A 24,154-nucleotide genomic window follows, 5' to 3' on the forward strand; every position below is an offset into this window, starting at 1 on the left:
GTGGCAATCCCGGTGCTAACCGGGATTGCCACTCACGAGCATCGCCCGCCCGAGCGCATGCTCCATCACCACAGTCAGCACCTGCTTGGTCGAATCCCGCTCCCGCGCGTCACACAGCAGCAACGGCACCTGCGGATCCAGATCCAACGCCCCGCGGACTTCCTCGGTCCCGTACCGGTAAGCGTCGTCGAAGCAGTTCACCCCGACCACGAACGGCAACCCGCGTTGCTCGAAGAAATCCACTGCGGGGAAACAGGATTCAAGCCGTCGCGTATCCGCCAGCACCACCGCGCCGAGCGCGCCGTCGGCCAGTTCGTCCCACATGAACCAGAACCGGTCCTGCCCCGGCGTGCCGAACAGGTACAGGATCAGTTCGGGGCTGATGGTGATCCGGCCGAAGTCGAGCGCGACCGTCGTGGTGGTTTTGCCTTCGACGCCGGACAGGTCGTCCACGCCCTCGGACGCGGCGGTGATCACCTCTTCGGTGCGCAGCGGCGGCACCTCGCTGACCGAGCCGACCAGGGTCGTCTTGCCGACCCCGAACCCGCCCGCGACGAGCACCTTCACCGCTTGCGCGGTGAGCGACCGGCGGGGCTCAGAGTTTCCGGATGCCATCGAGAACCGCCTGGAGTACGTGGGGGCTGGGGGCGTCGGTCACCGGCGTCGCGGTGCGGAACAGCACGAGGTTGCGTTCTATCAAATCGCTCAGCAGCACCTTCACCACCGGCAGCGGGAGGCCGACCCGCGCGGCCACCTCGGCGACCGAAACCGGGCGCTGGCACAGGGAAAGAATGCGCGAGTACTCCGGTTCGAGGCCGGGCGTCTCGCTCGCGGCGCGCAGCGCGACGACGAGCGTGATGAGGTCGAGCCCGCGGGTGTCGGACCGGGTCCGCCCGCCGGTGACGGCGTAGGACCGCACCAGCGGACCGGCCTCGTCCTCGTACCAGGACTCGCGGCCCTTCGCCGTCATGGCGAGGTCCGCTGGACCGCTCCGGCCCGCGGCGCCGCGGTGAGCACCGCGCCGACCCGCTTGACCATCAGGTTCATCTCGTAGGCCACGAGCCCCATGTCCGCGTCGACCCCGGCCAGCAGCGCGAGGCAGGCGCCCCGGCCGGCCGCGGTCACGAACAGGAACGCGTGGTCCATCTCGACCATCGTCTGGCGCACGTTGCCGCCGCCGAAGTGCCGTCCGGTGCCGCGGGCGAGGCTCTGGAACGCCGACGCGACCGCGGACAGGTGCTCCGCGTCCGCCTCGGACAAAGTGCCCGACCGGCCGATCAGCAACCCGTCCGCGGACAGCACCACCGCGCGGTCCGCGCCGGCGACCCGCTGCACGAGGTCGTCGAGCAGCCAGTCGAGCTCGTTGACGCCGTTGTTCGCCATCAGTCGCGATCTCCGTACCTGTTGTCGTGCCCGGGATCGGCCTCGCGGGCCCGCCGGGTGCCCTGTTGGAAGGCGCTGAGCCGGGCGCGGGCCTGCTCCGGCGAATCCTCGCGGACGTCGTCGGATTCCGCCGCCGGCCGGTCACTGCGCAGCTGCGGAACGAGGTTCTGCTGCCGGCGCCGCTGCGGCAGCGGAGGACGTCCGGGCGGACGCGGCGGCGCGGCCCGGCCGTTTTCGGCCGCCGGACGCGGCACCCGGCCGTTGTCCGCGGGCGGGCGCTGCTCGCGGTTTTGCGGCGGACGGACCGGCGGCGCCTCGGCGGCCGGACGCATCGCGCGGCGGGTCGGCAACTCCGGCCGCTGCTGCTCCGGCGCGACCCGCGGTTCCGGTGCGACCCGCGACGGCTGCGGCAGTTCCGCCTGCTGCGGTTCCGGAGGCGCCTGCTTCCGTTGCGGCGATTCCGGTCGCCGCGGGTCAGCCCGCGACGGCTCCGCCGCGAGCCGGGAAAGCTCCGGCACCCCGTCCGAGTCCGCGGCGGATTCCGTCTCGGCGGCCGAAGGCTCCGTTTCGCTGATCGGCGCGAGCAAATCCTTGCGCACCAACACGATCGCCCGGGTCCCGCCGTACGCGGATTCGCGCAGGTGCACCGAGATCCCGTGCCGCGACGCCAGCCGCGCGACCACGAACAGGCCCAGCCGCGGTTCGTCGGACAGCGCCATGATCCCGAAGTCCGGCGGGTCGGCGAGCATCGCGTTGAACTCGTCGGCCTGTTCCTGCTCGATGCCCAGCCCCTGGTCCTCGACCTCGATCACGACGCCCTTGCCGACCACGTTGCCGCGCAGTTCGACGCGCGCTTCCGGCGGCGAGAACGACGTCGCGTTGTCGATCAGCTCGGCGAGCAGGTGCACGAGGTCGCCGACGACCGGCCCGCGCACCGCGACCTCCGGCAGCTTCGCCGTCTTCACGCGCGCGAAGTGCTCGGTTTCCGCCGCCGCGCCGCGGACGAGTTCCACCAGCGACACCGGATTGCGCCACTGCCGTCCGGGCTGACCGCCGCCGAGGATGATCAGGTTCTCCGCGTTGCGCCGCGCGCGAGTGGAGAGGTGGTCGAGGCGGAACAGCGTGTCGAGCTGGTCCGGGTCCTCCTGCTTGCGCTCGGCGGCGTCCAGCACTTTCAGCTGCCGGTGCACGATGACCTGGCTGCGGTGCGCGATGTTGAGGAACACCGCCTTCGTGCCCTGCCGGGTCTTGGCCTCTTCGACCGCGGCGGCGAGCGCGGACTGCTGCGCCAGGTTGAATGCCTCGGCCACCTCGCCGATCTCGTCCGTGCCGTGGTCGAGCAGATGCCCGCCCTCGTCGAGGTCGACCGGTTCGCCCGCGCGCACGCGGCCGACGAGTTCCGGCAGCCGCACCTCGGCCGCGTCGAGGGTGTCCTCGCGCAGCCGGGCGAGCCGGGAGATGAAGCGCTTCGACAGCCGCAGCGCGACCAGCACCACGGCGAGCGCGAAGAGCACCGCCGCCGCGCCCGCGATGATCGAGTTCCGCAGCGTGCCGTCCGCGTCGGTGATCGCCGCGTTGGTCGCGTGCGCGCTCTGCGCGGCGAACATCGTCATCAGCGTGGTGGCGACCTGCTTGGCGTCGGTGCGCCACTGCTCGATCGGCACCGGAAGCTGTTTCGCGCCGGACAGCAAGGCGTTCTCGACCTGCGTCACGGTCGTCCACGCGGGACTGGAGACGAGCTTGTCGTAGTTCGCCCGCACTTCGGGCACCATCTGCGGCACCGACTGTTCGAGCTGCGCGTGGTACGCGCCGATCTGGCCGAGGTACGCGCGCTGCTCGTCGCCGGACAGTCCGCCCGCGGCGAGCCCGGCCGAGGCCAGTGCGTCGCTGCGCTGCATTTCCTCGGCCGCGGTGAAAATCGGGATGGCGGACAGCCGGGCGTAGGCGTTGTCCGCGCCGCGCGCGGCCTGCGCGAGGCCCGCGACGCCCTGGGTGAACTGGTCGATGATCTGGTTGTAGAAGGAAAAAACCTCCAGCCGCGGCACCTGCCCGGAGTCGACCCGCTGGCGCAGCTGCGGCAGTTTCGCTTCCAGCCCGGCGAACGTGGCGATGTTCTGCTTGACGCTCGCGGGCACGTTCGAGTCGCTCGCGAAGTTGCCCTGCAGCACGGAGGTGATCTGCGCGACGGACGCGTCCGTCTTCGGCCGGGTCGCCAGCAGGGCGGCGCGCGCGGCGTCCTGTCCGGCGAGCACGCTCATCGACAGCTGCCGTTCCTGTTCCGCGGCGAGCAGGAACGGAATTCCGGGGCCTTCCGAACCGCGAATCTTCCGCGCGTAACCACGCGCCTGCGCCGCGTCGAAAATCAGGTACCCGGCGAGCGCGATACCGACCACCAGCAACGCCACGCTCGGAATCAACGCGATCGCCAGCACACGAGAGCGAATAGACGACCCGCGGCCGTTTCGCCCGGAATTCTGCTTCACCGTGATCCGTTTTCCTTCCGGCCCTGCCATGGTATTCGGGTCCGCGGTGTTTTCCTTGCACCGGTCCGACCAGCCGGATCACAGTTCACCGTGGTCTGCGTTGCCCGCGACGACGGTAAGCAACCCGGACGGGCGAGTCAAGTCCGGGCCCGCGTTGCCGTCATCCTCTTGTTACCTGCTAGTAACCCGCTGTGGTGCTTGGAAAACTGATCACCACCGGACGTGACCTTGGTCGCATCGGCTCCGCCGCCCGCCCGCCGGGCTCCGGCGCGTGAGGTCCGTCACGACCACTCGCCCGCGAAAACCAACCGGAAACTTACGCGCATTTTCGCAGCAACAGCGGAATAGAACGGAAAACCGAGATCGATTTCCGGAATTCAGCGCCGGACACCATTCGGCGGCCGGTGCGCGGAAAGCCGCGGCACCGGTGCCGGGTCGGCTTCCTCCGCCCCGTCCGGGCGATCGCGGCGGAGCAGATCCTGCAGCATCTCGCGGCACGCCCACGCCAGCACCGCCACCGCCGCGATCAGCACCGCTACCAGCGTCGATTCGACCGGATAACGCCCGATGAAGTCGCCGAAACGCGCGAGCAGGAAGCCGAGAGCCACGCCGACGAGCAGGGTCACGACATACGAGAGCGGCACTTCCCGACCGCGGGTCTCGATCATTTCGGCCCCTTCCGCCCCGGATCCGCGCGGCGGCATCGCTTCCCGATCAGCTTCCGCCCACGAAAAAACAAGCACCAAGCATACCCGCCGGGCGGCGCGCGGCACCCCCGTCGATCACCCAAAGGGGCGAGCACGACACCGATTGTTCACCCAGGACCCGCGAATCCGGCCGGATCCGCGCGAATCCGCGCGGATATCGCGCGAATTCTTTTCAGCGCACCTCGCGCAGCACAGTCACCGCCCGCAGCACCTCGGCGTAGGTCGTGTACAGCGGGGCCAGCCCGAACCGCAGCACGTCCGGCGGCCGGAAATCCCCGAGCACCCCGTGTTCGTGCAGCGCGTTCATCGTCTGCTGCCCGCCCGCGTCCCGCACCGAAACCTGGTGCCCGCGCGCGTGCTCGCGCGGCGTCGGAATGTCGGCTCCCGGCAGCAGTTCGTCCGCGCACCGGAAAAAGAAATCGCCCAGCGCCAAGCCTTTCGCGCGCAGCACGGAAAGGTCGACGCCCTCCCAGACGTCCAGCGCGGCGTCGAGCGCCAGCATCGACAGGATGTCCGGCGTGCCTGCCCGGGCGCGTGCGATCCCCGCGCCGCCGCGGTATCCCGGTTCCATTCCGAACGGATCCGCGTGCCCGGCCCATCCGGCGAGCGGCTGATCGAAGTCCGCCTGATGCCGCCGTGCCACATAGACGAACGCGGGCGAACCAGGTCCGCCGTTGAGGAATTTGTACGTACAGCCCACCGCGAAGTCGACGTCGCACGCGTCCAGCTGAACCGGAATCGCGCCGACGCTGTGGCAGAGATCCCACACCGCGAGTGCGCCCACCGCGTGTACGGCGTCAGTGACCGACGGCATGTCGTGCAGCCGCCCGCTGACGTAATCGACGTGATTGACGAGCACCGCGGCGGTCCGCTCGCTCACCGCGCCCGGCAGTTCCGCCACCGGCACGCGTCGCACGGTGTGCCCGGTGAGCCGAGCCGCCTGGTCGGCCACGTAGCCATCGGTCGGGAAGGTCGCCGCGTCGACCAGGACCTCGTCGCGACCGGGGTTCGCCCGCACCGCCGCGACGAGCACCTTGAACAGGTCCACACTCGTCGAGTCCGCCACCACGACCTGTCCGGCAGCGGCCCCGACCAGCGGCGCGATCCGCTCCCCGACCCGCTGCGGGGCTTCCCACCAGCCCTCGGTCCACGACCGGATCAGCCGCCGCCCCCACTGCTCGCGCACCACCTGGCGCACCCGCTCCGCGACGTGTTTCGGCGGTGCGCCAAGGGAATTCCCGTCAAAGTAGGCGACTTCCGGGTCAAGGTCGAACTCCGCGCGTTTCGCGGCGAGCGGGTCGGCGGCGTCGAGTGCGGCGGCCTCGTCGGCAAGGCTCTCGCCGCGCACGGCGGATTCGGTCATCGACGCTCCTCAGGCTCCGGTTCGCCCCATTCATAACAGGAGCAGGCCCTGTCTATCGAGCGCCGAGGCTGGCCGGGATTCTCTATCGGCCGCCGCGCCGACGACCTACAGTGACCTGACCAGGCACCACCGGAGGAGGTCAGCGTTGACCCAGTCGATCGCCGAACAAGCCGAGGGCCGCACCATTCCGTCGCTGCTGCGGCGCAATGCCGTCGAGTACGGGGACCGGCCCGCGCTCACCTCGCTCGATCTCGAAGGCCGTCCGACGCTCACCTGGAGCGAGTTCCGGACCGCGGTCGCCGAGGTGTCCCGAGGGCTCGCCGGGCTCGGCCTCGCCGCGGGCGACCGGATGCTGATCATGGCCCCGAGTTCGCCGGACCACCTGGTCGCCGACCTCGCCGCGGTGCACCTGGCGGCCATCCCGTGCACGGCGTACGCGACGCTCAGCCCGGAGCAGATCCGCTACGTCGCCCGGCACAGCGCCGCCCCGGTCGTCGTCCTCGCCGGCGCCGACGAGCTGTCCCGCTGGCTGCCGGTGCTCGACGACCTGCCCGCGCTGCGCCGCGTGGTGGTCATGGACGAATCCGCGATCCCGGACGGCGACGACCGGTTCGTCGCGTACTCCGCGGTGCGCGAAACCGGCCGCGCCGCGCTCGCCGCCGACCCCGAAGCGTTCGACCAAGCGTGGCAGGCGATCCGCCCGGACGACCCGCTCGCGATGATCTACACCTCCGGCACCACCGGCGACCCCAAGGGCGTCGTGCTCTCCCACCGCAACGCGATCCACGAGGGCATCGCCGTGCACACGCTGCACAAGGCCCCGATGCACCCCACGAACATCGCGTACCTGCCGCTGGCGCACATCGCCGAACGCGAGCTGTCGATCTACCTGCCGATCGTCGCGGCGGGCCACGTGCACACGGTCGGCGATCCCTCCGGTGTGGTCGCGGCGCTCGGCCAGGTGCATCCGCAGAGCTTCTTCGGCGTGCCGCGGGTGTGGGAGAAGATGGTGGCGGGCTTGAAGAACATGCTCGCCGGCGTGCCCGAGGACCGGCGCGAGGCGCTCATTTCGGCGAACGAACTCCTGCAAGAGGGCTACAAACTGCGCAGCGCGGGCGAGGAACTGCCCGCTGACCTCGCCGAGCGCATCGCGAAGACCGACGAGACCGTGCTCGCCCCGGTGCGCGGGCTGCTCGGACTCGACCAGCTGCACGTCGCGTCCAGCGGCGCGGCCGCGTTGCCGCTGGAAGTGCTGTACTTCCTCGCCGGGCTGGGCGTCGAGATCCGCGAGGTCTGGGGCCTGTCGGAGACCACCGGCGCGGCGACCGCGAACAGCGCCGACGCGTTCCGTGCGGGCACCGTCGGCCGTCCGATCGACGGCGTCGAGGTGAAGACCGGCGAGGACGGCGAACTGCTCGTCCGCGGTCCGATCGTGTTCCTCGGCTACCTTCAGCCGGACGGCACGATCGAACCGGCCACCGACGCCGACGGCTGGTTCGCCACCGGCGACATCGGCACGATCGACGACGACGGCTACGTCACGATCACCGACCGCAAGAAGGAACTGATCATCACCTCAAGCGGCAAGAACATCGCGCCGACCCGGATCGAGGGCTTGCTGAAGGAACATCCGCTGATCGGCCAGGCGGTCGCGATCGGCGACGCGCGGCCGTACCTGACCGCGCTGATCGTGCTCGACGACGAGATCGCGCCCGGCTGGGCAGCGGCCAACGGCGTCGAAGCGGCCGGGATCGACGCGCTCGCCGCGCACGAGGCGGTCCAGGCGGAGATCGCGCGGGCCGTCGAGTCCGCCAACAGCAGGCTCGCGCGGGCCGAGCAGATCAAGCGCTACCACGTCATCACCACCGCGTGGACGCCGGAGACGGGCGAGCTGACCCCGACGCTCAAGCTCAAGCGCCGGGTGATCAACGACCGCTACGGCACCGACATCGCCGCGCTCTATTCCTCGTAAGGTTCACGAGGCCTGCCGGGACCACTTGCGCAGCCGCGGCGGCACGCGCTTCTCCAGTCCGTAGTTCTCCAGGTGAGCGGAAAACACCTCGTCGAACGCCTGCTGCACGGTCTCGGTGTCCCAGTCCGGCCGTTCCAGGATCGGCTGCTTCAAATACGGCTGTCCCATCACGTGCAGCTGCGGCCCGTTGCACCGGATCATCTGCCCGGTGATGCCGTGCGATCCCTCGCCGAGCAGGAAAAGCACGAGGGGCGCGATCTTCGCCGGCGTGCGCTCCGGCGGGCAGGCCCGCAGCGCGCGTTCGGATTTCCAGACCATCCGGGTGTGCGCCACCGGGCACACCGCGTTCACCCGGATCCCGGAGTCGTCGAGGTCCAGTGCCCACGAATAGGTCAGCGACGCGACCGCGCCCTTGCTCGCCGAGTACACCCCGAGCTTGCGCTGCCCGAGCGACGCGCCGGAGGAGATGTTCACGATCGACCCGCCGCCGCCCGCGCCGACCATCGCCCGGATCGCGGCCAGCCCGGTGTACATCACGCCGAGCACGTTCACCTCGACCAGCTGGCGGGCCTGCTCCGCGTCGTCCTCCCAGGGCAGCGCCTCGTAGTTGAGCCCCGCGTTGTTGACCAGCCCGTCGATCCGGCCGAACTCGGCGACGCACTGGTCGACGATCGCCTGCGCCTGCGCCGGGTCGGCCACGCTGTACCCGTTCGCGACCGCGCGCCCGCCGTGGCCGCGGATGGTCTCTGCAGTGCGCTCGGCCAGGTCGGCGTCCACGTCGTTGACCACCACCGCGCCGCCCGCCCTGGCGACGTGCACGGCGAACGCCTCCCCGAGCCCGCGTCCGGCCCCGGTCACGACCACGGCCTTGTCCTGCAACAGTCTGTCCACGCTCACTCCCCGCTGGTGCGCCCGGCGCGAGGACGGCCGCTCCGCCGGGTCTCTCCCAGTGTTGGACCGTTCGGCCCAGTCGCACCGGTCGATGGCGACGAACGGTGGTCGCGCTGCGCCGAACGAGGAAAGCTGATCAGTGCCACGGATACCCCGCGGCAGGTCAGTCGGAACAGCTCCGCCTGCCGGCCACCGGATTCTTCCCGGCTGTTCACCCTGGTGTGATCGGCGGCATACTGAGGGTGCACGCCCTGGCCGGAGCAGTGACACTCCTGGCCAGGAGTGTCATCGGCAAAGGCAGAATGCGAGCAACCGGCATTCACTCGATCGGGGAGGGGGCAGTGGTCATCTCGTGACGACCGAAGCGACCTCTCGGCTGACGGCACCGCTGCGGAATGTCGAATACCGCGTGCTCTGGGCGGCCGAGGCCATCTCAAGCGCGGGCGACCAGCTGGCGAAGGTGGCGTTGTCCATCCTCGTCTACCACCGCACCGGTTCCGCGCTCTGGGCTGCCGTCGTCTACGCGCTGACCTTCCTGCCCGCGCTCGCCGGCGGGCTCGGGTTGTCCTTCCTCGCCGACCGCTACCCGCGCCGCGCCGTGCTGAGCGCGAGCGCCGCGGCGCAGGCGGTGCTGGTCGGGCTGATGAGCCTGCCCGGGATGCCGCTGGTCGCGCTGTGTTTGCTGCTCGTCGCGGTGCAGCTGGCCGCGTCGCCGGCGAACGCGGCGCAGAACGCGATCACCCGAGAGGTCTTCACCGACGACCAGTTGTACCTGCGCAGCCAAGACCTGCGCGGGATCACCACCAACACGGTGCAGTTGCTCGGCCTGGCCGGCGGCGGCGTGCTGGTGACGGCGGTGGGCACGTCGTGGGCGCTGGCGATCGACGCGGTGAGTTTCGCGGTGGCCGCGGTGATCGTGCGGGTGTGGGTGCGCGACCGGCCCGCCGCCGGAGGCGACCACAGCACCTGGTTCTCCGCGACACGCTGGGTCTTCGGGCAGCGCAAACTGCGCGTGCTGATCGCGTTGTCGTGGCTCGTGGGGCTGGCCGTGGTGCCCGAAGGGCTGGCCGCGCCGCTGGCCCAGCAGCTGAACGCGCCGTCCGCGGCGGTCGGCTGGCTGCTCGCCGCCGACCCGCTCGGCTTCGTCGCCGGGGCCTATCTGCTGTCGAAATTCGCGTCCGCCGAGGTCCGGCAGCGGCTGCTCGGCGTGCTGGCGACGACGTCGCTGGCTCTGCTAGCGCTGTTCCTGCTGCGGCCGAATCTGGTGATCGCGCTGGTACTGCTCGCGCTCGCCGGTGCGATGGGCGCCTACATCATCACCGTGACCGCGACGTTCTCCACCTGGGTGCCGAACGAACTGCGCGGCGGCGCCGGCGGGCTCTACCGCACGGGGCTGCGCGTGGCGCAGGGCATCGGGGTGGCTCTCGGCGGGGTGGTCGCACAGGCGACCGGGTCCGCCATGACCGCCATCGCGCTGGCCGGGCTGGCCGGCGTGGCTCTGGCGATCCCCACCGCGTTCTCGTGGACCCGGGTGCGGCACGCGGTCGCGGCCGGGGCCTGATCGTGGGCTACGGGACGAAACCGCGGCCGGGGCCGAGGCACCGGCCGAATGGGTCCGGATACGCCGGACGGGAAGTCGATTCACGCTTCACGGTCACGCACGGAACACACCTCCGTTCGCATGGTCACGAATCCGTCGTGGATCGGTCACGGAACTCACGCTTCACGGTCACGCACAGCTGTCCACCTCCACTCGCTGACAATTCACCGGAAAATGACAACAGCTCGATTCACGCTTCGCGGTCACGCACGGGAAAACACCTCACTCGGGGGGACGGCGGGGACGCTCCTCCGCAATTTACTTCATGGATACAGCAGTTGTCGCGGAAGGCATCTCCGGGTTCGGAGACTACGACCGAATACAGCGTTCGAAGTCGGTGAGTGAGATGATACCGGCAACTGATAACGGCGCAGAACCGGGAACCGTCCGGCAACCGCATCCGACACCGGAGGAGGCACGGCCCGATGCCCGGAACCGAACCGGCGCGCGGTGACCGCCGCGGCCCCGGGGAGGAACCGCCCGCCGCGACGGGCTTCGCGGGACGGCTGCGCGCGCTGATCGCCGCGAATCCCGTTTCCTCCTGGGATCTCTGGACGAAACCGCGCCGGATGGTCGCGTTCCTGCTCGCCTGGGACGCGATCGCGGTGGCGCTGCTGACCGTCGGAGTGGTCGCGTCGCCGAGCCCGGACTTCGTGGACTGGGGCCGGTTCGCGATCCTCGCCGGCTGCGCGACCGTGCACATCCAGCTCACCCGGCGGCAGGAGGAACGGCGGCGCAACCGGGTCACCGCGGTCCACATCGACCTGACCGGCATCTGGGTGTTCCCGGCCGCGCTGCTGCTGCCGATCCCGCTGACCCTGCTGCTGATCGCGCTCCTGCGAATCCAGCGGTGGTTCAACTCCCGGCGACCGCCGCACAAGTTCGTGTTCACCTCGTTCACGCATGCGGTGTCGGCATTGCTGGCGCATCTGCTGTACCAGACCTTCGCGTCCGCCGAACTGGCCCGGCTTTCGCCCGCGAACTCGTTGCAGGTCTTCGGGATCCTGATGCTCGTCGGCTTCAGCTACGCGGCTTTGCAGGCCATCGTGATCGGCGGCCTGCTCGCCCTCGGCGGCACGTCCGCGCCCACGCTGCGCAACGTATTGGGCACCAAGGACGACAACCTGCTGGAGCTGTCGACGATCAGCCTCGGCACCATCGCGACGATCCTGCTCGTGAACATCCCGCCCGCGATCGTGATCCTCGTGCTCATCACGGTGCTGGGCAACCGGCTGGCGGAAATCAACCAACTGCAGTCCGAAGCGCGCACCGATCCGAAAACCGGGATCTTCAACGTGCGCGGGTGGTCGGAGTCCGCGGAGCGCGCGCTGGCGAGGGCCGCGCGCGGCGGGGAAACCCTGGCGCTGCTGATGATCGACCTCGATCACTTCAAGTGGATCAACGACACGTACGGCCATCCGGCGGGCGACGACGTGCTCCGCACGGTCGCGCAAACTCTCGACGAGATAACGCGCCCCAAGGACATCATCGGCCGCTTCGGCGGCGAGGAGTTCCTCATCCTGCTGCCCGATGCGGACACCACGGCGGCGAAGGTGACCGCGGAACGCATCCGTACCGCAATCGCCGATCAGCGCATCGTGACGACCGACAAACGCGGCGGTTCCGCATTGATCAGCGGCCGCACCGCGTCGATCGGCGTCGCATTGCTCGGGGTGAACGGAACGACACTGGAACAGTTGCTGCAAGCCGCCGACGCGGCCGTCTACACCGCGAAGGAAGGCGGCCGGAACCAGGTGCGCTTCGCGGATGCGAATCTGCCGTCCGAGTGATCCACAATTCCGCTCACCGGCACCGTTTGCGATTAATCGCGAAACCGATTCAGCAACTGTCCGCGACGGCCCGCGCCCCGTTCCTCCGCCGGATTGAACCGCCGGGTTAATTGTCGGCGGGACCGCTCACCGCGCCGGCCGGTTTTTCGGGCCGGATCGGATCGCCCGGGATTGCCTGACCCGGATGGCCGAGACCGGAAATCCGCCGCGGCTCCCCCGGCCTCGACGACGGCTCGGCCAGGCTCGACCGCGTTCCGTCCATCCCGGACCGAACCCTCCCGGCCCACGCCCCCGTGCCACGGCGACGCGGAGCACCCCGCCGGGCCGCTTGGGCACCCTGCTCCAGCAGAGGTCCGTGAGGGGAACCTGAGGGAATCTGATTCCCTCACGGACATCCCCAAGCGCCCGCCGGACCGCCAGGGCTTCGCCCGCCGCGGAGAAACCCCCACCGCCACATTGGGTGCGTTGAGCAGGGCCAGCGGCGCACCGCACCTCCGCCGAGAGCGGCAACCGAGACAGGGTGGAGCACCCCAGGTAGCTCCCGATGCGCCCAGCGCGACCAACGCCGCCTCGGCCCGGCCCGGGGGCTGCCCCCACTCGGGTGAGGGGGACAGCCGCCTCCCGCGGCGCGCGCCGGGCTGGCACCCTGGTGCGCATGCCAGCCACCGACGACCGTGCCCCGGCCGCCGTTCGTGTTCGCCGACCTTGGGCGACGTCCGGCTGGCTGCTGCTCGTCCTGCTCGTGGTGTTCGGGTTCGGCCTGATCGCCTCGCGACCCGCGTCCCCGCCCGACCAGGGACCGCCGACCGGCGGCGTGCTCGCGGCGCAGAACGCGGTCGCCGCGCTCGCCCACCCCGGCGGGGAGGCCACAGCCCTGGCTCTCCTGCCCAAGGACTTCACCGCGGTCACCGGCGTGCGGCCCGGCGCGCTGCCCGCCCGCGACGGCACCGTCCGCGCGGCGCACCTCGACGGCGGCTGCTCGGCCCCGTGGGGCGACGACAACACGAAGTGGGACTTCTCCGTCCCGTGCAAGGCGCATGACCTCGGCTACGACCTGCTCCGCTACGCCAACGACAAGGGCCACCCGCTCGGCCAGTCCGCCCGCGCCGCGCTCGACGACCGGCTTGAGCAGGACATGCACCGCACCTGCGAGCTGAACCCGATGAACTCCGAGCGCACCTGCCAGCTGGTCGCGTCGGTGTTCACCGGCGGGCTGGTGGTCAACTCGTGGCATCAGCGCTGGGGCCCGCCGGTCGGCGACCCGATCGGCCCGATGGTCGCCGGCGTGCTGGTGATCGGCTGCCTGCTCGTGATGCGCCTGCGCGGCTGGCACACCGCCCGCCGCACGACCCCGCGGCCGCGCCCGCCCCGCGGCATCCCCCGGCCGTGGGCGGTGCTCGGCATCGCCGGGGCCGTGGGGCTGATGGTCGGCGAGTCGGCGACCGCGCTGGCCGGCTGGGCGGGCGCGCCGCAGGCCACCTGGTGGCCGCTGACCTGGCTCGCGCAGCTCACGCCGCTGCTCTTCTTCGCGGGCGGGCTCGCCAACGCGGCGGGCTGGCGAGCCGAACGCGACCGCGGCTACCGGCATTACCTCGCCGAACGGTCCAGTCCGCTGCTGCGCCCGGCGTTGATCTTCGCCGTGGTCGCCTTGATCGTGCCGCTGGCCTTGGAACTGCTCGGCATCCCGGCCGGAACCAACGCCACCGTCATGCGGATCGCGCTGCACCCGCTGTGGCTACTGGGCGTCTACCTGCTGACCGTCGTAGGCGCGCCGATGCTGCTCGCGCTCTACCGCCGTACGCGGCTGTGGTCGGTCGCGTTGCTGACGGCTGTCGTCGTGGCCGGAGAACTCGCCGCTAGCTGGACGGACGTGTCCTGGCCGCGTTACGCCGCCACGCTCGCCTTAGCGCTCCTCGCGCAGCAGGTGGCGTTCGCGTACGCGGATGGTGTCCGGCTTCGCCGCCCAGTGCTCGCCGTCGCGGCCATAAGCGGCGTCGCGGCTCTCGCGGTCGCAGTGTTCGCCTTCGACGCTTCGCCGGTACTGCTCGGCAACCCGGGCGCGCCTGCCGCGTTGTCCGCGCGACCGTGGACCGTGCTGCTGCTGGGTGTGTCGCAGCTCGGCCTCGTCGGGCTCCTCGCGACACCACTGCGTCGCTGGGCCGCGCGCGACCGCGTCTCCCGCACCGCCGCGCTGATGCTGCGTGCCCCGATGAGCCTGTACCTGGCGTTCCTTGCCGCGATGCTGCTGCTCGTCGCCGTCGTCTACCTGCCCGGCCCGATCGCGAACGGCCTGAACTGGCTCCTGCAGCCACGCATGCTCGCCGCGGTGGCTCTGCTGCTCGTCCCCGCAGCCCTGGTCTTCTGGTGGTTCGAACGCCACTCCGGCAAACCCGGTACCGAGGCACCCGTCGCACCGCGTTCGTACACGCCGACCGGCCGCCGTCCGGTGCTGCTCACTCGCGCGGCCGCCGCGCTGGGCATCGGCTACGCGATGCTCGGCGTGTTCGGTCTCGCACTGGCCCGCTTCGGAGCCGAGGCCGCCGACGCCGATGTACTCGGCTTGCGGCTGGACCCGGTCCAGAGCCTCGTGCACCTTCTCCTCGGCGTCCTGCTGCTGCACGCCGTCCGGACCGGCGGGGCGGCGACCTCCCCCGCGACGTGGTTCGCCGCCGCACTGACCTGTGTGCCGTCGCTCGTGGCGGCCGCCGGCGGCGAAACGCACGGCTCGACGGTCGTCGTCCTGCACCTCCTGACCGCGGTGTTCGCGCTGGTCGGAGCGGGTTCGTGCCTGGTGCCGACGAGACGGACGGCTCCCGCGGCGCCCTGACCCGCGACACGCGTACCGCCGACCGGGCGAAAATGCTTCGGATACCGGAACATAGGTGGTGCACACCACACCGCCCGGGGGAGGTGCGAATCCGTCGCAACCCCCGCCCGGCACCATGCGTCTCCAGAAGCGGACGACCAGAACGACGAGAAGGAGCCGGCCCGTGGACGACCCGCCTCGGAACGGGCAAGGCGATCGCCGCCCCGCCCGCTCGTGGCAGGACCAGCCCGGCCGGGGACCGGCACGGCGGTCCGGGCCACCGCGACGCGAACCGCGGGACTCCGGCCCGTCCCGGCGTCCCGGACCGCCCCCGCGCCGTCCGTACCGGGGTTCCCGCCGCAACGGGCTGCGCGGGGTGAAAATCGCCCTCACCGTGGTGTCGTTGCTGGTCATGGGGCTCACCGGGTACGCGTGGGCGTCGCTGCAGGGGCTGGTCAACGGGCTGAACTACTCCGACGTCATCGGCAACGGCGGCGGCGGTGACAAGCCCGCCGACGGCGCCCGCGACATCCTCCTGGTCGGCCTCGACAGCCGCACCGACATGCAGGGCAACCCGCTCTCCCCGGAACTGCTCGCCCAGCTGCGCGCGGGCGAATCGGACGGCGAGCTGAACACCGACACGCTGATCCTGGTCCACATCCCGAACGACGGCAGCAAAGCCGTCGCGCTCTCGCTGCCGCGCGACTCGTACGTGAACATCCCCGGCTACGGCAAGCACAAGATCAACTCGGCGTACGCCAGGGCGATGCTGCAGGCGCGCAAGGACCTGCAGGCCCAAGGCGTCACCGATCCGAAGGAACTCGACGTCAAGGCCAACCAGGCCGGGGCGCGGCTGCTGATCTCGACGATCCAGGAGCTGACCGGGTCCACCATCGACAACTACGCGGCGATCAACCTGCTCGGCTTCAGCGACATCACGAAGGCCATCGGCGGCGTGGACGTCTGCCTGAAGAACAACGTCGACGACGAATACTCCGGCGCGAAGTTCACCAAGGGCCAGCACACCATCTCCGGGGTGGAGGCGCTGGAGTTCGTCCGGCAGCGGCACGGACTGCCGCGCGGCGACCTCGACCGCGTGGTACGCCAGCAGGTGTTCATGGCGGGCATGGCGCGCAAGGTGCTGTCCGCGGGGACGCTGACCGACCCAGGCAAGCTCAACGCACTGGTCGACGCCATCAAGAAGTCCGTGGTGCTGAACCAGAACTGGGACATCTTCAACTTCGCCCAGCAGATGAAGGGCCTCACCGGCGGGCAATTGGAGTTCCGCACCATCCCGGTCGACAACGTCGAGTACCGCACGCCGGACGACGGCGTCGCGGTGAAGGTCGACCCGGAGAAGGTGAAGACGTTCGTACAGGGCCTCGCCGGTCCGCAGGCCGGAGCCGACGGCGCCCCGGCGCAGCAGCAACCGCAGAAGCCGGACGAGTCGCATAAGGACACGACGGTCGACGTGCGCAATGCCTCGGGCCGCACCGGTCTCGCGGCGAGCGTGTCCAAGCAGCTGGTGGACAAGGGATTCACCGCGGGCGACACGGACAACGCGTCCTCGCGCAAGACGACTGTGATCTGGGTCCCCACCGGCGGCGAAGCGGCCGGGCAAACGGTCGCCGACACGCTGGGCACCAAGGCGACGGTGCAGGAAGACAAGAGTGTGCCCAAGGGCCACGTGAAGGTGTTCCTCGGTTCGGACTACGAGCCCTCCGCCGGCGCGTCGAGCGGAACCGGTGCGGCGCAAGCGCCTCCGGCGCAGCAGCAGGCCGCACCTCCGTCGACGCCCACCGGTCCGGGAAGCGACGACCAGCCGATCACCGCCGACGGCGTGCCCTGCGTCAACTGACGCGTTGCTCCATTCGGGGCAAGTAGAAATTTCTCCCGAAACCCGCGTAATGAGCGGCCGCTTCGGCACTTTCACCATCGGGACGCAAGCCCGCGTCCGTGAAGTTGGTTGAGGGGCAGGGGCCGTGATCGACGCTGAGCACTACCAGCGAGTGCTGGGAGACGAGCTGCGCAAGCTCAGGCGTGGCCGGGGATGGACGCGCAAGGAGCTGAACGCGCATCTGCAGAGCGAAATCTCGCTGCAGACGCTGGCGACATACGAACTGGGCACGCGGCAGTGTTCCGTGGTGCGCCTGGTCGAACTGTGCGTGGCGATGGACGAGCTTCCGCAGGATTTGCTGGCGAAGGTGCACAGCCGGGTCTTCACCGAGGAACCGGGCCGGGTCCGCGTGGACCTGCGCCGGGTCGTCGCGGAGGCCGGTCCGGAGCTGACTCCGTTGCGACGTTGGGCCGAAGGACGGTTGCGGCAGAACGGAGTCGCGTTGCCTGCCCGCGCGGGCGCCGCCGCCCGGCCCTCCGTTCCCGTATCCGGATCTCCCGCCGCGCCAAGCCCTTCCGCTCCCGCGGCCTCGGGCCAGCCCGCTTCGGCGAGCGCCTCGACCGACGAGGTGTCGTTCGATTTCGCCGCGCTGGAGCGGATGGCCGAACTGTGCGGCCTTCCGACGGCCGAGCTGGTTTCGCACCTGCGCAAGCTCGCTCCCGCCTGACCACAGACCGCGAGGGGGCCTTCGCGACTCCTCCCCTGCCGCGAACGTCCCCCTCGTACTCCTCAGCTTTCCTTTTCCGCTCGCCGACAATGCTGCCCGCGTCCGGCCAGAGTCCACTGTGGAGCGTCCGCTCCCTGCTGAACGCTGCCCGCTGGGGCCCACCTACTACGAGGGGAACTTTCGCGACTCCTCCCCTGCCGCGAAAGCTTCCCCTCGTACTCCGCAGTCCACTGTGGACTACCACAGAGACCACGAGGGGGACCTTCGCGGCTCCATCCCCCGCCGCGAACGTCCCCTTCGTGCCCCCTCAGCCGAGCAGTTCGTAGTCCTCCCGCCGGACCGTCCGGGTGTCGAGCCAGTACCGCCAGGTGAAGCCCGGCCACAGCGTCCGGTTCACGCCCTTCGCGTCGAGATACCAGCTCTTGCAGCCGCCCTTGGTCCAGATGCCCTTCTCGAGTTTGTGCTGCACCTGCGCGTTGAACCGCTCCTGCACGTCCTCGCGCGGGTCCAGCGCCCGGTCGCCGGCCAGCCGCAACGCCTGCGCGATATAGGAAATCTGCGCCTCGATCATGAAGACCACCGAGTTGTGGCCAAGCCCGGTGTTCGGCCCGAGAAGGAAGAACAGGTTCGGGAAGCCGTTGACCGTGATCCCGAGATGCGTCCGCATCCCTTCGCTCGCCCACTCCTTCGCGAGGTTCCGCCCGTCCCGGCCGACGATCTCCAGGCTGTCGAACGCGTCGGTGACATGGAATCCGGTGCCGTAGACGATCGCGTCCACCTCGTGCTCGACGCCCGCCTGGTCGACGATGCTGTGCTCGCGCACCTCGGCGACGCCGTCGGTGACCACGTCGACGTTGTCGCGGGCCAGCGCCGGGTAGTAGTCGTTCGAGATGAGCACGCGTTTGCAGCCCATGGTGTAGTCCGGGGTCAGCTTCGCGCGCAGCTCCGGATCCGACACCGCGCGGTCGATGTTGCTCTTCGCGAGCCGCTGCCCGATCTTCATGATCCACGGCTGGCCGTTGAAGCCGATCGCGCGCGCTTCCAGGGTCCAGTAAAGGACATTCCGGTACAGCCGCTGCACCGGCGGCACCGCGCGGAACAGCCCGCGCAGCCAGCCCGGCATGTCGCGGTCGGCCTTCGGCATCACCCACGGCGGCGTGCGCTGGAACAGCGTCAGCTCGGCGACCTCCGGCGCTATCTTCGGCACGAACTGGACCGCACTGGCCCCGGTGCCGACGACGGCGACGCGTTTGCCGGAGAAGTCGAAGTCGTGCTCCCACTCGGCGGAATGGAACGCGCGGCCCTTGAACCGCTCGATGCCGGGCAGGTCGGGGATCATCGGCCGGTGCAGCGCGCCGACGCCCGCGACCAGCGCCGGCGCCACGAACTCGTCGCCGCCGCGGGTGCTGACGTGCCAGCGGTTCTCCTCGGCGTCCCAGCGCGCGCCGGTCATCTCCTGGCCGAAGCGGATGAAGCGGCGCAGGTCGTACTTGTCCGCGACCCCGCGCATGTACTCGTAGATCTCCGGCTGCGGCGAATACGCGCGCGACCAGCCGGGGTTCTGCTCGAAGGAGAAGGAGTACATGTGCGACGGGATGTCGCACGCGCAACCGGGGTAGCTGTTGTCCCGCCAGGTTCCGCCGACATCCTGGGCCTTCTCAAGCACCACGAAGTCGTCTCGGCCGTCCTTGCGCAGCTGAATCGCCATGCCGAGCCCGGAGAACCCGGTGCCGACCACGATCACGCCGGTCTCGGTGCGGTTGCCCATGCGTCCTCCCGTTAACTGTTACCCGAAGTCCAGCTTACTCGGAGTAGGTTACTGGCGGTAGAGTGTGCGCCATGACCACCGCCAAGCGCAAGCGCATGCCCCGAGCCGAGCGGGAACGGCAGATGATCGAGGTCGCCGAGCAGGTCTTCGGCGAGCGCGGCTACGCGATGGCGTCGATGGACGAGATCGCCGAGCTGGTCGGTGTGTCCAAGCCGATGCTGTACGAGTACTTCAACTCGAAAGAGGGCCTGCTGCTGGCGTGCATCCGGCAGTCGCGATCAGCCCTGCAAGAGGCCACCGAGCAGTCGATCATCGGCGCGGATTCGGCACAGGAGGCGCTGCGGCGCGGACTGCTGGCGTTCTTCGTCTTCATCCGCGAGCGCCGCCAGGCCTGGTCGCTGCTGCGGCACGAGATGGCCCTGATCGGCACGCCCGCCGCGGACGAGATCGAAGAGACCCGCCGGCAGCAGACCGACCTGATCACCGCGTTGATGAGCGGTTACTTCGACAGCGAGGACACCCTGCGCGCCGAAGCCTCGGCCGAGTTCGTCGTCGGAGCCTGCGAGCGGCTGGCCATCTGGTGCGAGCGCTTCCCGGAGGTGACCCCGGAGAAGGCCACCGAGTACGCCATGGATCTGCTGTGGGCCGGGTTGTCACAGCGAGCGATCTGATGTGCACGTGAAGATGACCGTGCATTAGGCCATTCGGTCGTCACTCAGCGCACATCTCGTCCCGTTACTTGTGACACAGAGTTTTCTTGCGGTATCGATAACACGGTAGAAAGACACACTGAGTGTCGCGCCAGCGGCCGGCAAGCAGGAATCGCGTCATGAGTTTGCGGTGGCCGGGTCTCGACCTGTGACGCATGCTGATGACGAGAGGGGTGAGGCAGTGGTGGAAACGATCACGGCGACGTACAAGCACGACAACGACGACTGGACGATCACCGTCAGCGGCCGCGGCAAGGAGCTGACCGGCAAGGCGCCCGGCATCATCGCCGCCCGCGACCGGGCCGACCAGCTCGTGGAGCAGCTCGCCCCGAACGAGCGTCCCACGGTCGTGCACCTGCTGAACGGCAACGCGCTGGAGTTCACCAGCGCGTACATGGCCGCCCGCCTGACGCTGCCGGAGATCGAGCCGCTGGAAATCCCGCCGTCGGGCGGTGCCAAGGCGGCCAAGGACGCTGCGGCGCCTTCCGGCTCCGACACGGCTGAGGCTCCCGCACCGGCTGCCCCGGCGGCCGCCGACAAGGCCGAGGCTCCCGCACCGCCTCCACCGGCGGCCGCCGAGAAGGACAAGGCCGCCAAGCCGGCGCTGCCGCCGAGCAAGCAGCTCCCGAAAGAGGTCGAAGACCGCAAGCCGGACGAGGCGAGCCGCCCCGGCGTGACAGCGGGCGCGTCGGCCACGCCTCCGGTCGCACGCGCCTGATCCCGCGGCCGGTTCTTCAGCTCGCGTTTTCGCGGGCTGATTCGCCTGCGCGCGTCTCCACGTTGGCCCGCGTCTTGAGGGCGGTGCCCGTCCACCGAGCAGGCTCGCCTGTTCACACCCGCAAACAGTGGGCGACGTCCAGCGCAACGGGGCAAAACCGCCCCGTCACCCCCAAGGGGTAGCCCAATTCGGCGAACGTCCTGCCGCCAACCGACCCAGGTGAGCGACCGCCAAACAGGTGACCCCTGGTTCAGTGGCACTTCTCACGAAGTTCACCCGGCGTAGCGATCACCGCTGTCCATCCGCCATCCAGGTCGGAACAGCCAGTCTCCGGCAAACCCCGCCGCGCGCTAGTGCATCAGCACCCCGCGTAACCGAGGCCCGCCCGTCAGCGGAACAGTTTCCGCACCAGCAGCACGGCCACCAGCACGCCGGCCCCGATCAGCGGGTACTTGACCTTCGGGTTGTCGAGCTTCGCGCGCACGCCGTCCTTCGCCTGCTCAGCGAGTTTCTGCGGATTGGCTTTCGTGCCCAGCTGGTCGAGGGTCGCCGCCAAAGCGGTCCTCGCCTGCTCGATCTCACGCTCGATGGTCTCGGGATCGCGAGCCACGTGCCCTCCTCGCCGCAGTCGGACTGTAGGCGGTCCACGGTAGAGGACAACCCCCGCGCGACGGCGACTGGCCACGCCGAGCGAACCCGAACGTGGTGCGCGCTACGATCACACCTGGTTCCTGGGGGCCGTAGCCCAATTGGCAGAGGCACACGGTTTAGGTCCGTGCCAGTGAGAGTTCGAGTCTCTCCGGCCCCACCCTCACGGTCTGACCAGCAGTGCAGCGAGAGCGGTTGAAGATCCGCATCCACCGCGTGCCACAGGAATGCCACAATCCTGTCACCGTAGAGGCACCCCCGCCTCTACGGTGACGGCATGGCTGATCATCTGCTCGTCATGACGACCACTCCCGACAGGGAATCCGCAGCCCGAATCGCCTCGACCGCCGTAGCCAGCAGGCTCGCCGCCACCGCTCAGGTCCGCGGTCCTGTCGCGTCGTACTTCTGGCACCTCGACGAGGCCGGTGAGGGAGAGGAGTGGATCGTCACGTTCAAGACCACCGGTGCCCGGTACGACGAGCTTGAGGCGCACATCCGCGCCGAGCATCCGTGGGACAAGCCGGAGGTGACCGGCATCGAACTGGTGCGAGGATCTGCGGACTACCTGCGGTGGATGGAGACCGCGACCGCTCCGGAGAACTGAGTCAAGCGCGAACCAGATCCAGCACCGCCGCGACCTCCGGCAAGTCCCGGTGTCGGTCGAGATTGCGGGCGACCGCGCAGATCCGAGCAGCCGGGCGCGTTGAGGCAACGCCCGCGGCGAGGTCGTGCGCGCGGGTCAGCGTGGCGGCGGACTGCTCGACTTCGCGCGCCTGCAGGTACGACGTCGCCAACCAAGTCAGGTACAGCGACTTATCCCGGGCGCACGTGTCATCGAAGTCGCCGAGCACTCGCTCCAGGACCGGGACCGCGCGGAGTGGTCGGGCCAGTTCGGTCCAGCAGCGGCCGGCCATGATGTCGATCTCGGCAGCGTCGACCCAGAACACCCAGTCCGGATCGGCCCGGTCGTTCGGCTGCTCGATAGCCTCGCGGGCCATCGCTAGCGCTGCGTCCGCCTGCTTGGCGTCGCCTGCGACGGCATGCGCCCATGCCTTGCGCGACAGTAGCAGCGCTGACACTCGCGGCGACGCGGCTTCGCGGGCAACCTCGTATGACGCGTCCGCGTCAGCGGTGCCTCGTTTTGTTGTCGTGGTCTGCTGATACGCGGAGTAAGCCAGCGCGTTCCCGGCTAGGTCTCGTGCACCCGCTTCCTCGGCGGCACGACGGCTGTCGTCGTAGAAACTGCGCGCCTGTCGGTGGTCTCCGTGGTCGAACGCCGCCCACCCGGCTTGCTGCATCTGCTCGGCGAGCAGCACATGCAGTCCGCGACCGACCTCGGTCGTGTAGCTGCTGTCCCGGAGCAGCCGCTCCGTCGACTCGACCTCGGCGGCGTAAACGGGTGCCGTGTCACCACCGCCCAAGACGTCGTCGAGCCGCCGGAGCCTTGCCGTGCGGCGGCGGAGCCGGTCCAGATCCGAATGCCCCACCTGACCTGACCGAGGTTCCTCCGCGACGCCGAGCGGCACCGCCAGGGAGGCGGCTCCGACGATGAAGTCCCGTCTCCGCACCGCCTCGCCTCCTTTGGCCGCTCGACGGCGCGCGGCCCGCGCCTCCGCTACGGCCGCCTGGATATCGCCGAGATCGACATCATGGCTCTTTGCGTAGTGGTGCTGCCAGAACGGGGTGACAATTCGCACCTCGCGTTCCCAACGGGAGACCTCATTGCGGGTGACCGCGCGACCGGCCAGCTCGGACAAGACACGAGCTTGATCCCCTTGGGATCGGCCCGACTCTTCGCGCAGACGAAGGAGCAATGCGCCGATCGTCGGCTCCATCAACAGCTCCCTCGCCCGGCCACCTGTTTGTGGCCCCCGTTTCTGGCCACCTCCGAAAATGGCCACTCCCTGTGGCTACTCCCAGTGACCATCTTCTGTTGTTTTCCTGACCACTATGACAGAACGGGGGCGAGGCTGGCGCCAACAACGCACGATCACCACCACTGACACCGCTGGCCGTCGAGTCGAGGTGACGACCGGGATCACGCGCGACGCCAACGGCAAGGAAGTGGTCGCGCTCGCAATCGGGCATGGTCCGACAGGCACGCTTCCCCGCCCTGAGGGCAACGCCCTGATCAAGAACATTCGGGCCGCATTGACTGATCTGCAGAGTCATCCAGGAGGCGCGTGATGGGCGTGATGGGCACGCTGTCCGGCGAACTGCCCGCCGAGGACGTGGCCGCGGCGACCGAGGGCCACCACCTGAGGCCGACGCGCACGTCGGATCTGGCGTTGCGGGTGCACTCCGACCCGACCGCCGCGAAGCGGCGGACAGTGCATCGCTACTGGAAGCGGGAGCTGGCCGACCCGTCTGTGCGGTGGCTGATTCCCTGGTGCACGGGCGACGCCCCTTACCCGGAGCGGCACGAGCGCGGCGAGATCGATCTGACCGGGTTCGCCGATGCCGACTGGTGTCCTGGCTGCACCGGGCTGGACGCGCGATGACGGCGGCCGCGCATCCGCGCCGGAGCTGCGGCTACACCCGCCGCCACAACGTCGGCGACGAAAACGGCGTCAACCCCCTCTACCTGTTCGCCGACTGGCTGCGCCGGGAACCGGGCTTCGCCCGTCCCGGGCCGCCCCGTCGGCCGATCCGGATACGGCTCGTCTGCAAATCCTGCCGGGCACCAGCGGCACTGGAAGATCACCGGTGCGGCGAATGCGGCGAGTCCTTCTGGGCCTGCGGCAAATAGCC

Annotated in this window: 22 protein-coding genes and 1 tRNA gene; 13 read left to right on the top strand and 10 right to left on the bottom strand. The window is 69.8% G+C overall.

Features of this window, described 5'->3' with window-relative positions; translation table 11 throughout:
* Positions 1–15 precede the first annotated feature (15 nt).
* The 6 genes from BM362_RS10920 to kynU form a co-directional block, all read right to left on the bottom strand.
* Positions 16–615, bottom strand: coding sequence for a GTP-binding protein (locus tag BM362_RS10920; RefSeq protein ID WP_093573009.1), 600 nt, complete (start codon positions 613–615; stop codon positions 16–18).
* Entirely contained in the window at positions 596–970 is a 375-nt protein-coding gene (locus BM362_RS10925; protein ID WP_093573010.1) for a DUF742 domain-containing protein, read from the bottom strand. Before BM362_RS10925 ends, BM362_RS10920 begins: the two co-directional genes overlap by 20 nt.
* Positions 967–1,383 (bottom strand): roadblock/LC7 domain-containing protein, encoded by a 417-nt coding sequence (locus BM362_RS10930; protein WP_067580331.1) that lies wholly within the window; start codon positions 1,381–1,383, stop codon positions 967–969. The genes BM362_RS10925 and BM362_RS10930 overlap by 4 nt, the downstream gene beginning before the upstream one ends.
* Complete coding sequence (locus BM362_RS10935) at positions 1,383–3,866, bottom strand: sensor histidine kinase (protein WP_093573415.1); 2,484 nt, start codon at positions 3,864–3,866, stop codon at positions 1,383–1,385. The genes BM362_RS10930 and BM362_RS10935 overlap by 1 nt, the downstream gene beginning before the upstream one ends.
* Before the next feature lie 377 nt (positions 3,867–4,243).
* On the bottom strand, positions 4,244–4,534 hold the full coding sequence (locus BM362_RS10940; RefSeq protein ID WP_143132400.1) for a hypothetical protein: 291 nt from the start codon (positions 4,532–4,534) through the stop codon (positions 4,244–4,246).
* A gap of 211 nt (positions 4,535–4,745) precedes the next feature.
* Positions 4,746–5,936, bottom strand: a complete 1,191-nt coding sequence (kynU, locus tag BM362_RS10945) for a kynureninase (protein WP_067580327.1) — start codon at positions 5,934–5,936, stop codon at positions 4,746–4,748.
* A 145-nt stretch (positions 5,937–6,081) separates the two neighbouring features.
* Here kynU and BM362_RS10950 point away from each other — a divergent pair, with 145 nt between their 5' ends.
* Positions 6,082–7,908: an AMP-dependent synthetase/ligase gene (locus tag BM362_RS10950; RefSeq protein ID WP_093573012.1), complete on the top strand. Its 1,827-nt coding sequence runs from the start codon at positions 6,082–6,084 to the stop codon at positions 7,906–7,908.
* 3 nt (positions 7,909–7,911) lie between these two features.
* On the opposite strand, the gene BM362_RS10955 is transcribed toward BM362_RS10950, so the two are convergent.
* The gene (locus tag BM362_RS10955; RefSeq protein WP_067581206.1) at positions 7,912–8,799 is read right to left on the bottom strand and encodes an SDR family NAD(P)-dependent oxidoreductase; all 888 of its coding nucleotides are present in this window, start codon (positions 8,797–8,799) and stop codon (positions 7,912–7,914) included.
* A 352-nt stretch (positions 8,800–9,151) separates the two neighbouring features.
* On the opposite strand from BM362_RS10955, the gene BM362_RS10960 reads away from it, so the two are divergent.
* The 5 genes from BM362_RS10960 (at position 9,152) to BM362_RS10980 (ending at position 17,559) form a co-directional block, all read left to right on the top strand.
* Entirely contained in the window at positions 9,152–10,360 is a 1,209-nt protein-coding gene (locus BM362_RS10960; protein WP_093573013.1) for an MFS transporter, read from the top strand.
* A 464-nt stretch (positions 10,361–10,824) separates the two neighbouring features.
* Positions 10,825–12,189 carry a GGDEF domain-containing protein gene (locus tag BM362_RS10965; RefSeq protein WP_093573014.1) on the top strand — a complete coding sequence of 455 codons (1,365 nt, stop codon included), beginning with the start codon at positions 10,825–10,827 and terminating at the stop codon, positions 12,187–12,189.
* A gap of 655 nt (positions 12,190–12,844) precedes the next feature.
* Entirely contained in the window at positions 12,845–15,016 is a 2,172-nt protein-coding gene (locus tag BM362_RS10970; protein WP_093573015.1) for a phospholipase A2, read from the top strand.
* Positions 15,017–15,179: 163 nt separating this feature from the next.
* On the top strand, positions 15,180–16,853 hold the full coding sequence (locus tag BM362_RS10975; protein WP_093573016.1) for an LCP family protein: 1,674 nt from the start codon (positions 15,180–15,182) through the stop codon (positions 16,851–16,853).
* A 124-nt stretch (positions 16,854–16,977) separates the two neighbouring features.
* Positions 16,978–17,559: a helix-turn-helix domain-containing protein gene (locus BM362_RS10980; protein WP_093573017.1), complete on the top strand. Its 582-nt coding sequence runs from the start codon at positions 16,978–16,980 to the stop codon at positions 17,557–17,559.
* Positions 17,560–17,866: 307 nt separating this feature from the next.
* On the opposite strand, the gene BM362_RS10985 is transcribed toward BM362_RS10980, so the two are convergent.
* Positions 17,867–19,327, bottom strand: a complete 1,461-nt coding sequence (locus BM362_RS10985; protein WP_093573018.1) for a flavin-containing monooxygenase — start codon at positions 19,325–19,327, stop codon at positions 17,867–17,869.
* Positions 19,328–19,398: 71 nt separating this feature from the next.
* Between BM362_RS10985 and BM362_RS10990 the strand changes: the two genes are divergently transcribed.
* A complete protein-coding gene (locus BM362_RS10990) occupies positions 19,399–19,998 on the top strand; it encodes a TetR/AcrR family transcriptional regulator (protein WP_067580315.1) in 600 nt (199 codons plus the stop codon).
* A gap of 220 nt (positions 19,999–20,218) precedes the next feature.
* Positions 20,219–20,755 (top strand): hypothetical protein, encoded by a 537-nt coding sequence (locus BM362_RS10995; protein WP_093573019.1) that lies wholly within the window; start codon positions 20,219–20,221, stop codon positions 20,753–20,755.
* 388 nt (positions 20,756–21,143) lie between these two features.
* Here the strand turns inward: BM362_RS10995 and BM362_RS11000 are convergent, their stop codons facing one another.
* Positions 21,144–21,365 carry a DUF3618 domain-containing protein gene (locus BM362_RS11000; protein ID WP_037358573.1) on the bottom strand — a complete coding sequence of 74 codons (222 nt, stop codon included), beginning with the start codon at positions 21,363–21,365 and terminating at the stop codon, positions 21,144–21,146.
* A gap of 124 nt (positions 21,366–21,489) precedes the next feature.
* Between BM362_RS11000 and BM362_RS11005 the strand changes: the two genes are divergently transcribed.
* Both BM362_RS11005 and cutA read left to right on the top strand, forming a co-directional pair.
* Positions 21,490–21,563: transfer RNA gene (locus BM362_RS11005), tRNA-Leu, on the top strand.
* 117 nt (positions 21,564–21,680) lie between these two features.
* Positions 21,681–22,007: a divalent-cation tolerance protein CutA gene (gene cutA, locus BM362_RS11010; RefSeq protein ID WP_093573020.1), complete on the top strand. Its 327-nt coding sequence runs from the start codon at positions 21,681–21,683 to the stop codon at positions 22,005–22,007.
* A gap of 1 nt (position 22,008) precedes the next feature.
* On the opposite strand, the gene BM362_RS11015 is transcribed toward cutA, so the two are convergent.
* On the bottom strand, positions 22,009–23,238 hold the full coding sequence (locus BM362_RS11015; protein WP_483073382.1) for an NsdA family TPR-like regulatory protein: 1,230 nt from the start codon (positions 23,236–23,238) through the stop codon (positions 22,009–22,011).
* Between the two features lie 115 nt (positions 23,239–23,353).
* Here BM362_RS11015 and BM362_RS46805 point away from each other — a divergent pair, with 115 nt between their 5' ends.
* From BM362_RS46805 to BM362_RS11025, 3 genes are read left to right on the top strand one after another with little or no spacing between them, the layout of a single operon-like run.
* Complete coding sequence (locus BM362_RS46805) at positions 23,354–23,590, top strand: hypothetical protein (protein ID WP_143132401.1); 237 nt, start codon at positions 23,354–23,356, stop codon at positions 23,588–23,590.
* Positions 23,590–23,904, top strand: a complete 315-nt coding sequence (locus tag BM362_RS11020; RefSeq protein WP_093573022.1) for a hypothetical protein — start codon at positions 23,590–23,592, stop codon at positions 23,902–23,904. Before BM362_RS46805 ends, BM362_RS11020 begins: the two co-directional genes overlap by 1 nt.
* Positions 23,901–24,152 carry a hypothetical protein gene (locus BM362_RS11025; RefSeq protein WP_093573023.1) on the top strand — a complete coding sequence of 84 codons (252 nt, stop codon included), beginning with the start codon at positions 23,901–23,903 and terminating at the stop codon, positions 24,150–24,152. Before BM362_RS11020 ends, BM362_RS11025 begins: the two co-directional genes overlap by 4 nt.
* Positions 24,153–24,154 lie beyond the last annotated feature (2 nt).

Source organism: Amycolatopsis rubida, from assembly GCF_900115345.1.
In the GTDB taxonomy this organism is placed as follows: domain Bacteria; phylum Actinomycetota; class Actinomycetes; order Mycobacteriales; family Pseudonocardiaceae; genus Amycolatopsis; species Amycolatopsis rubida.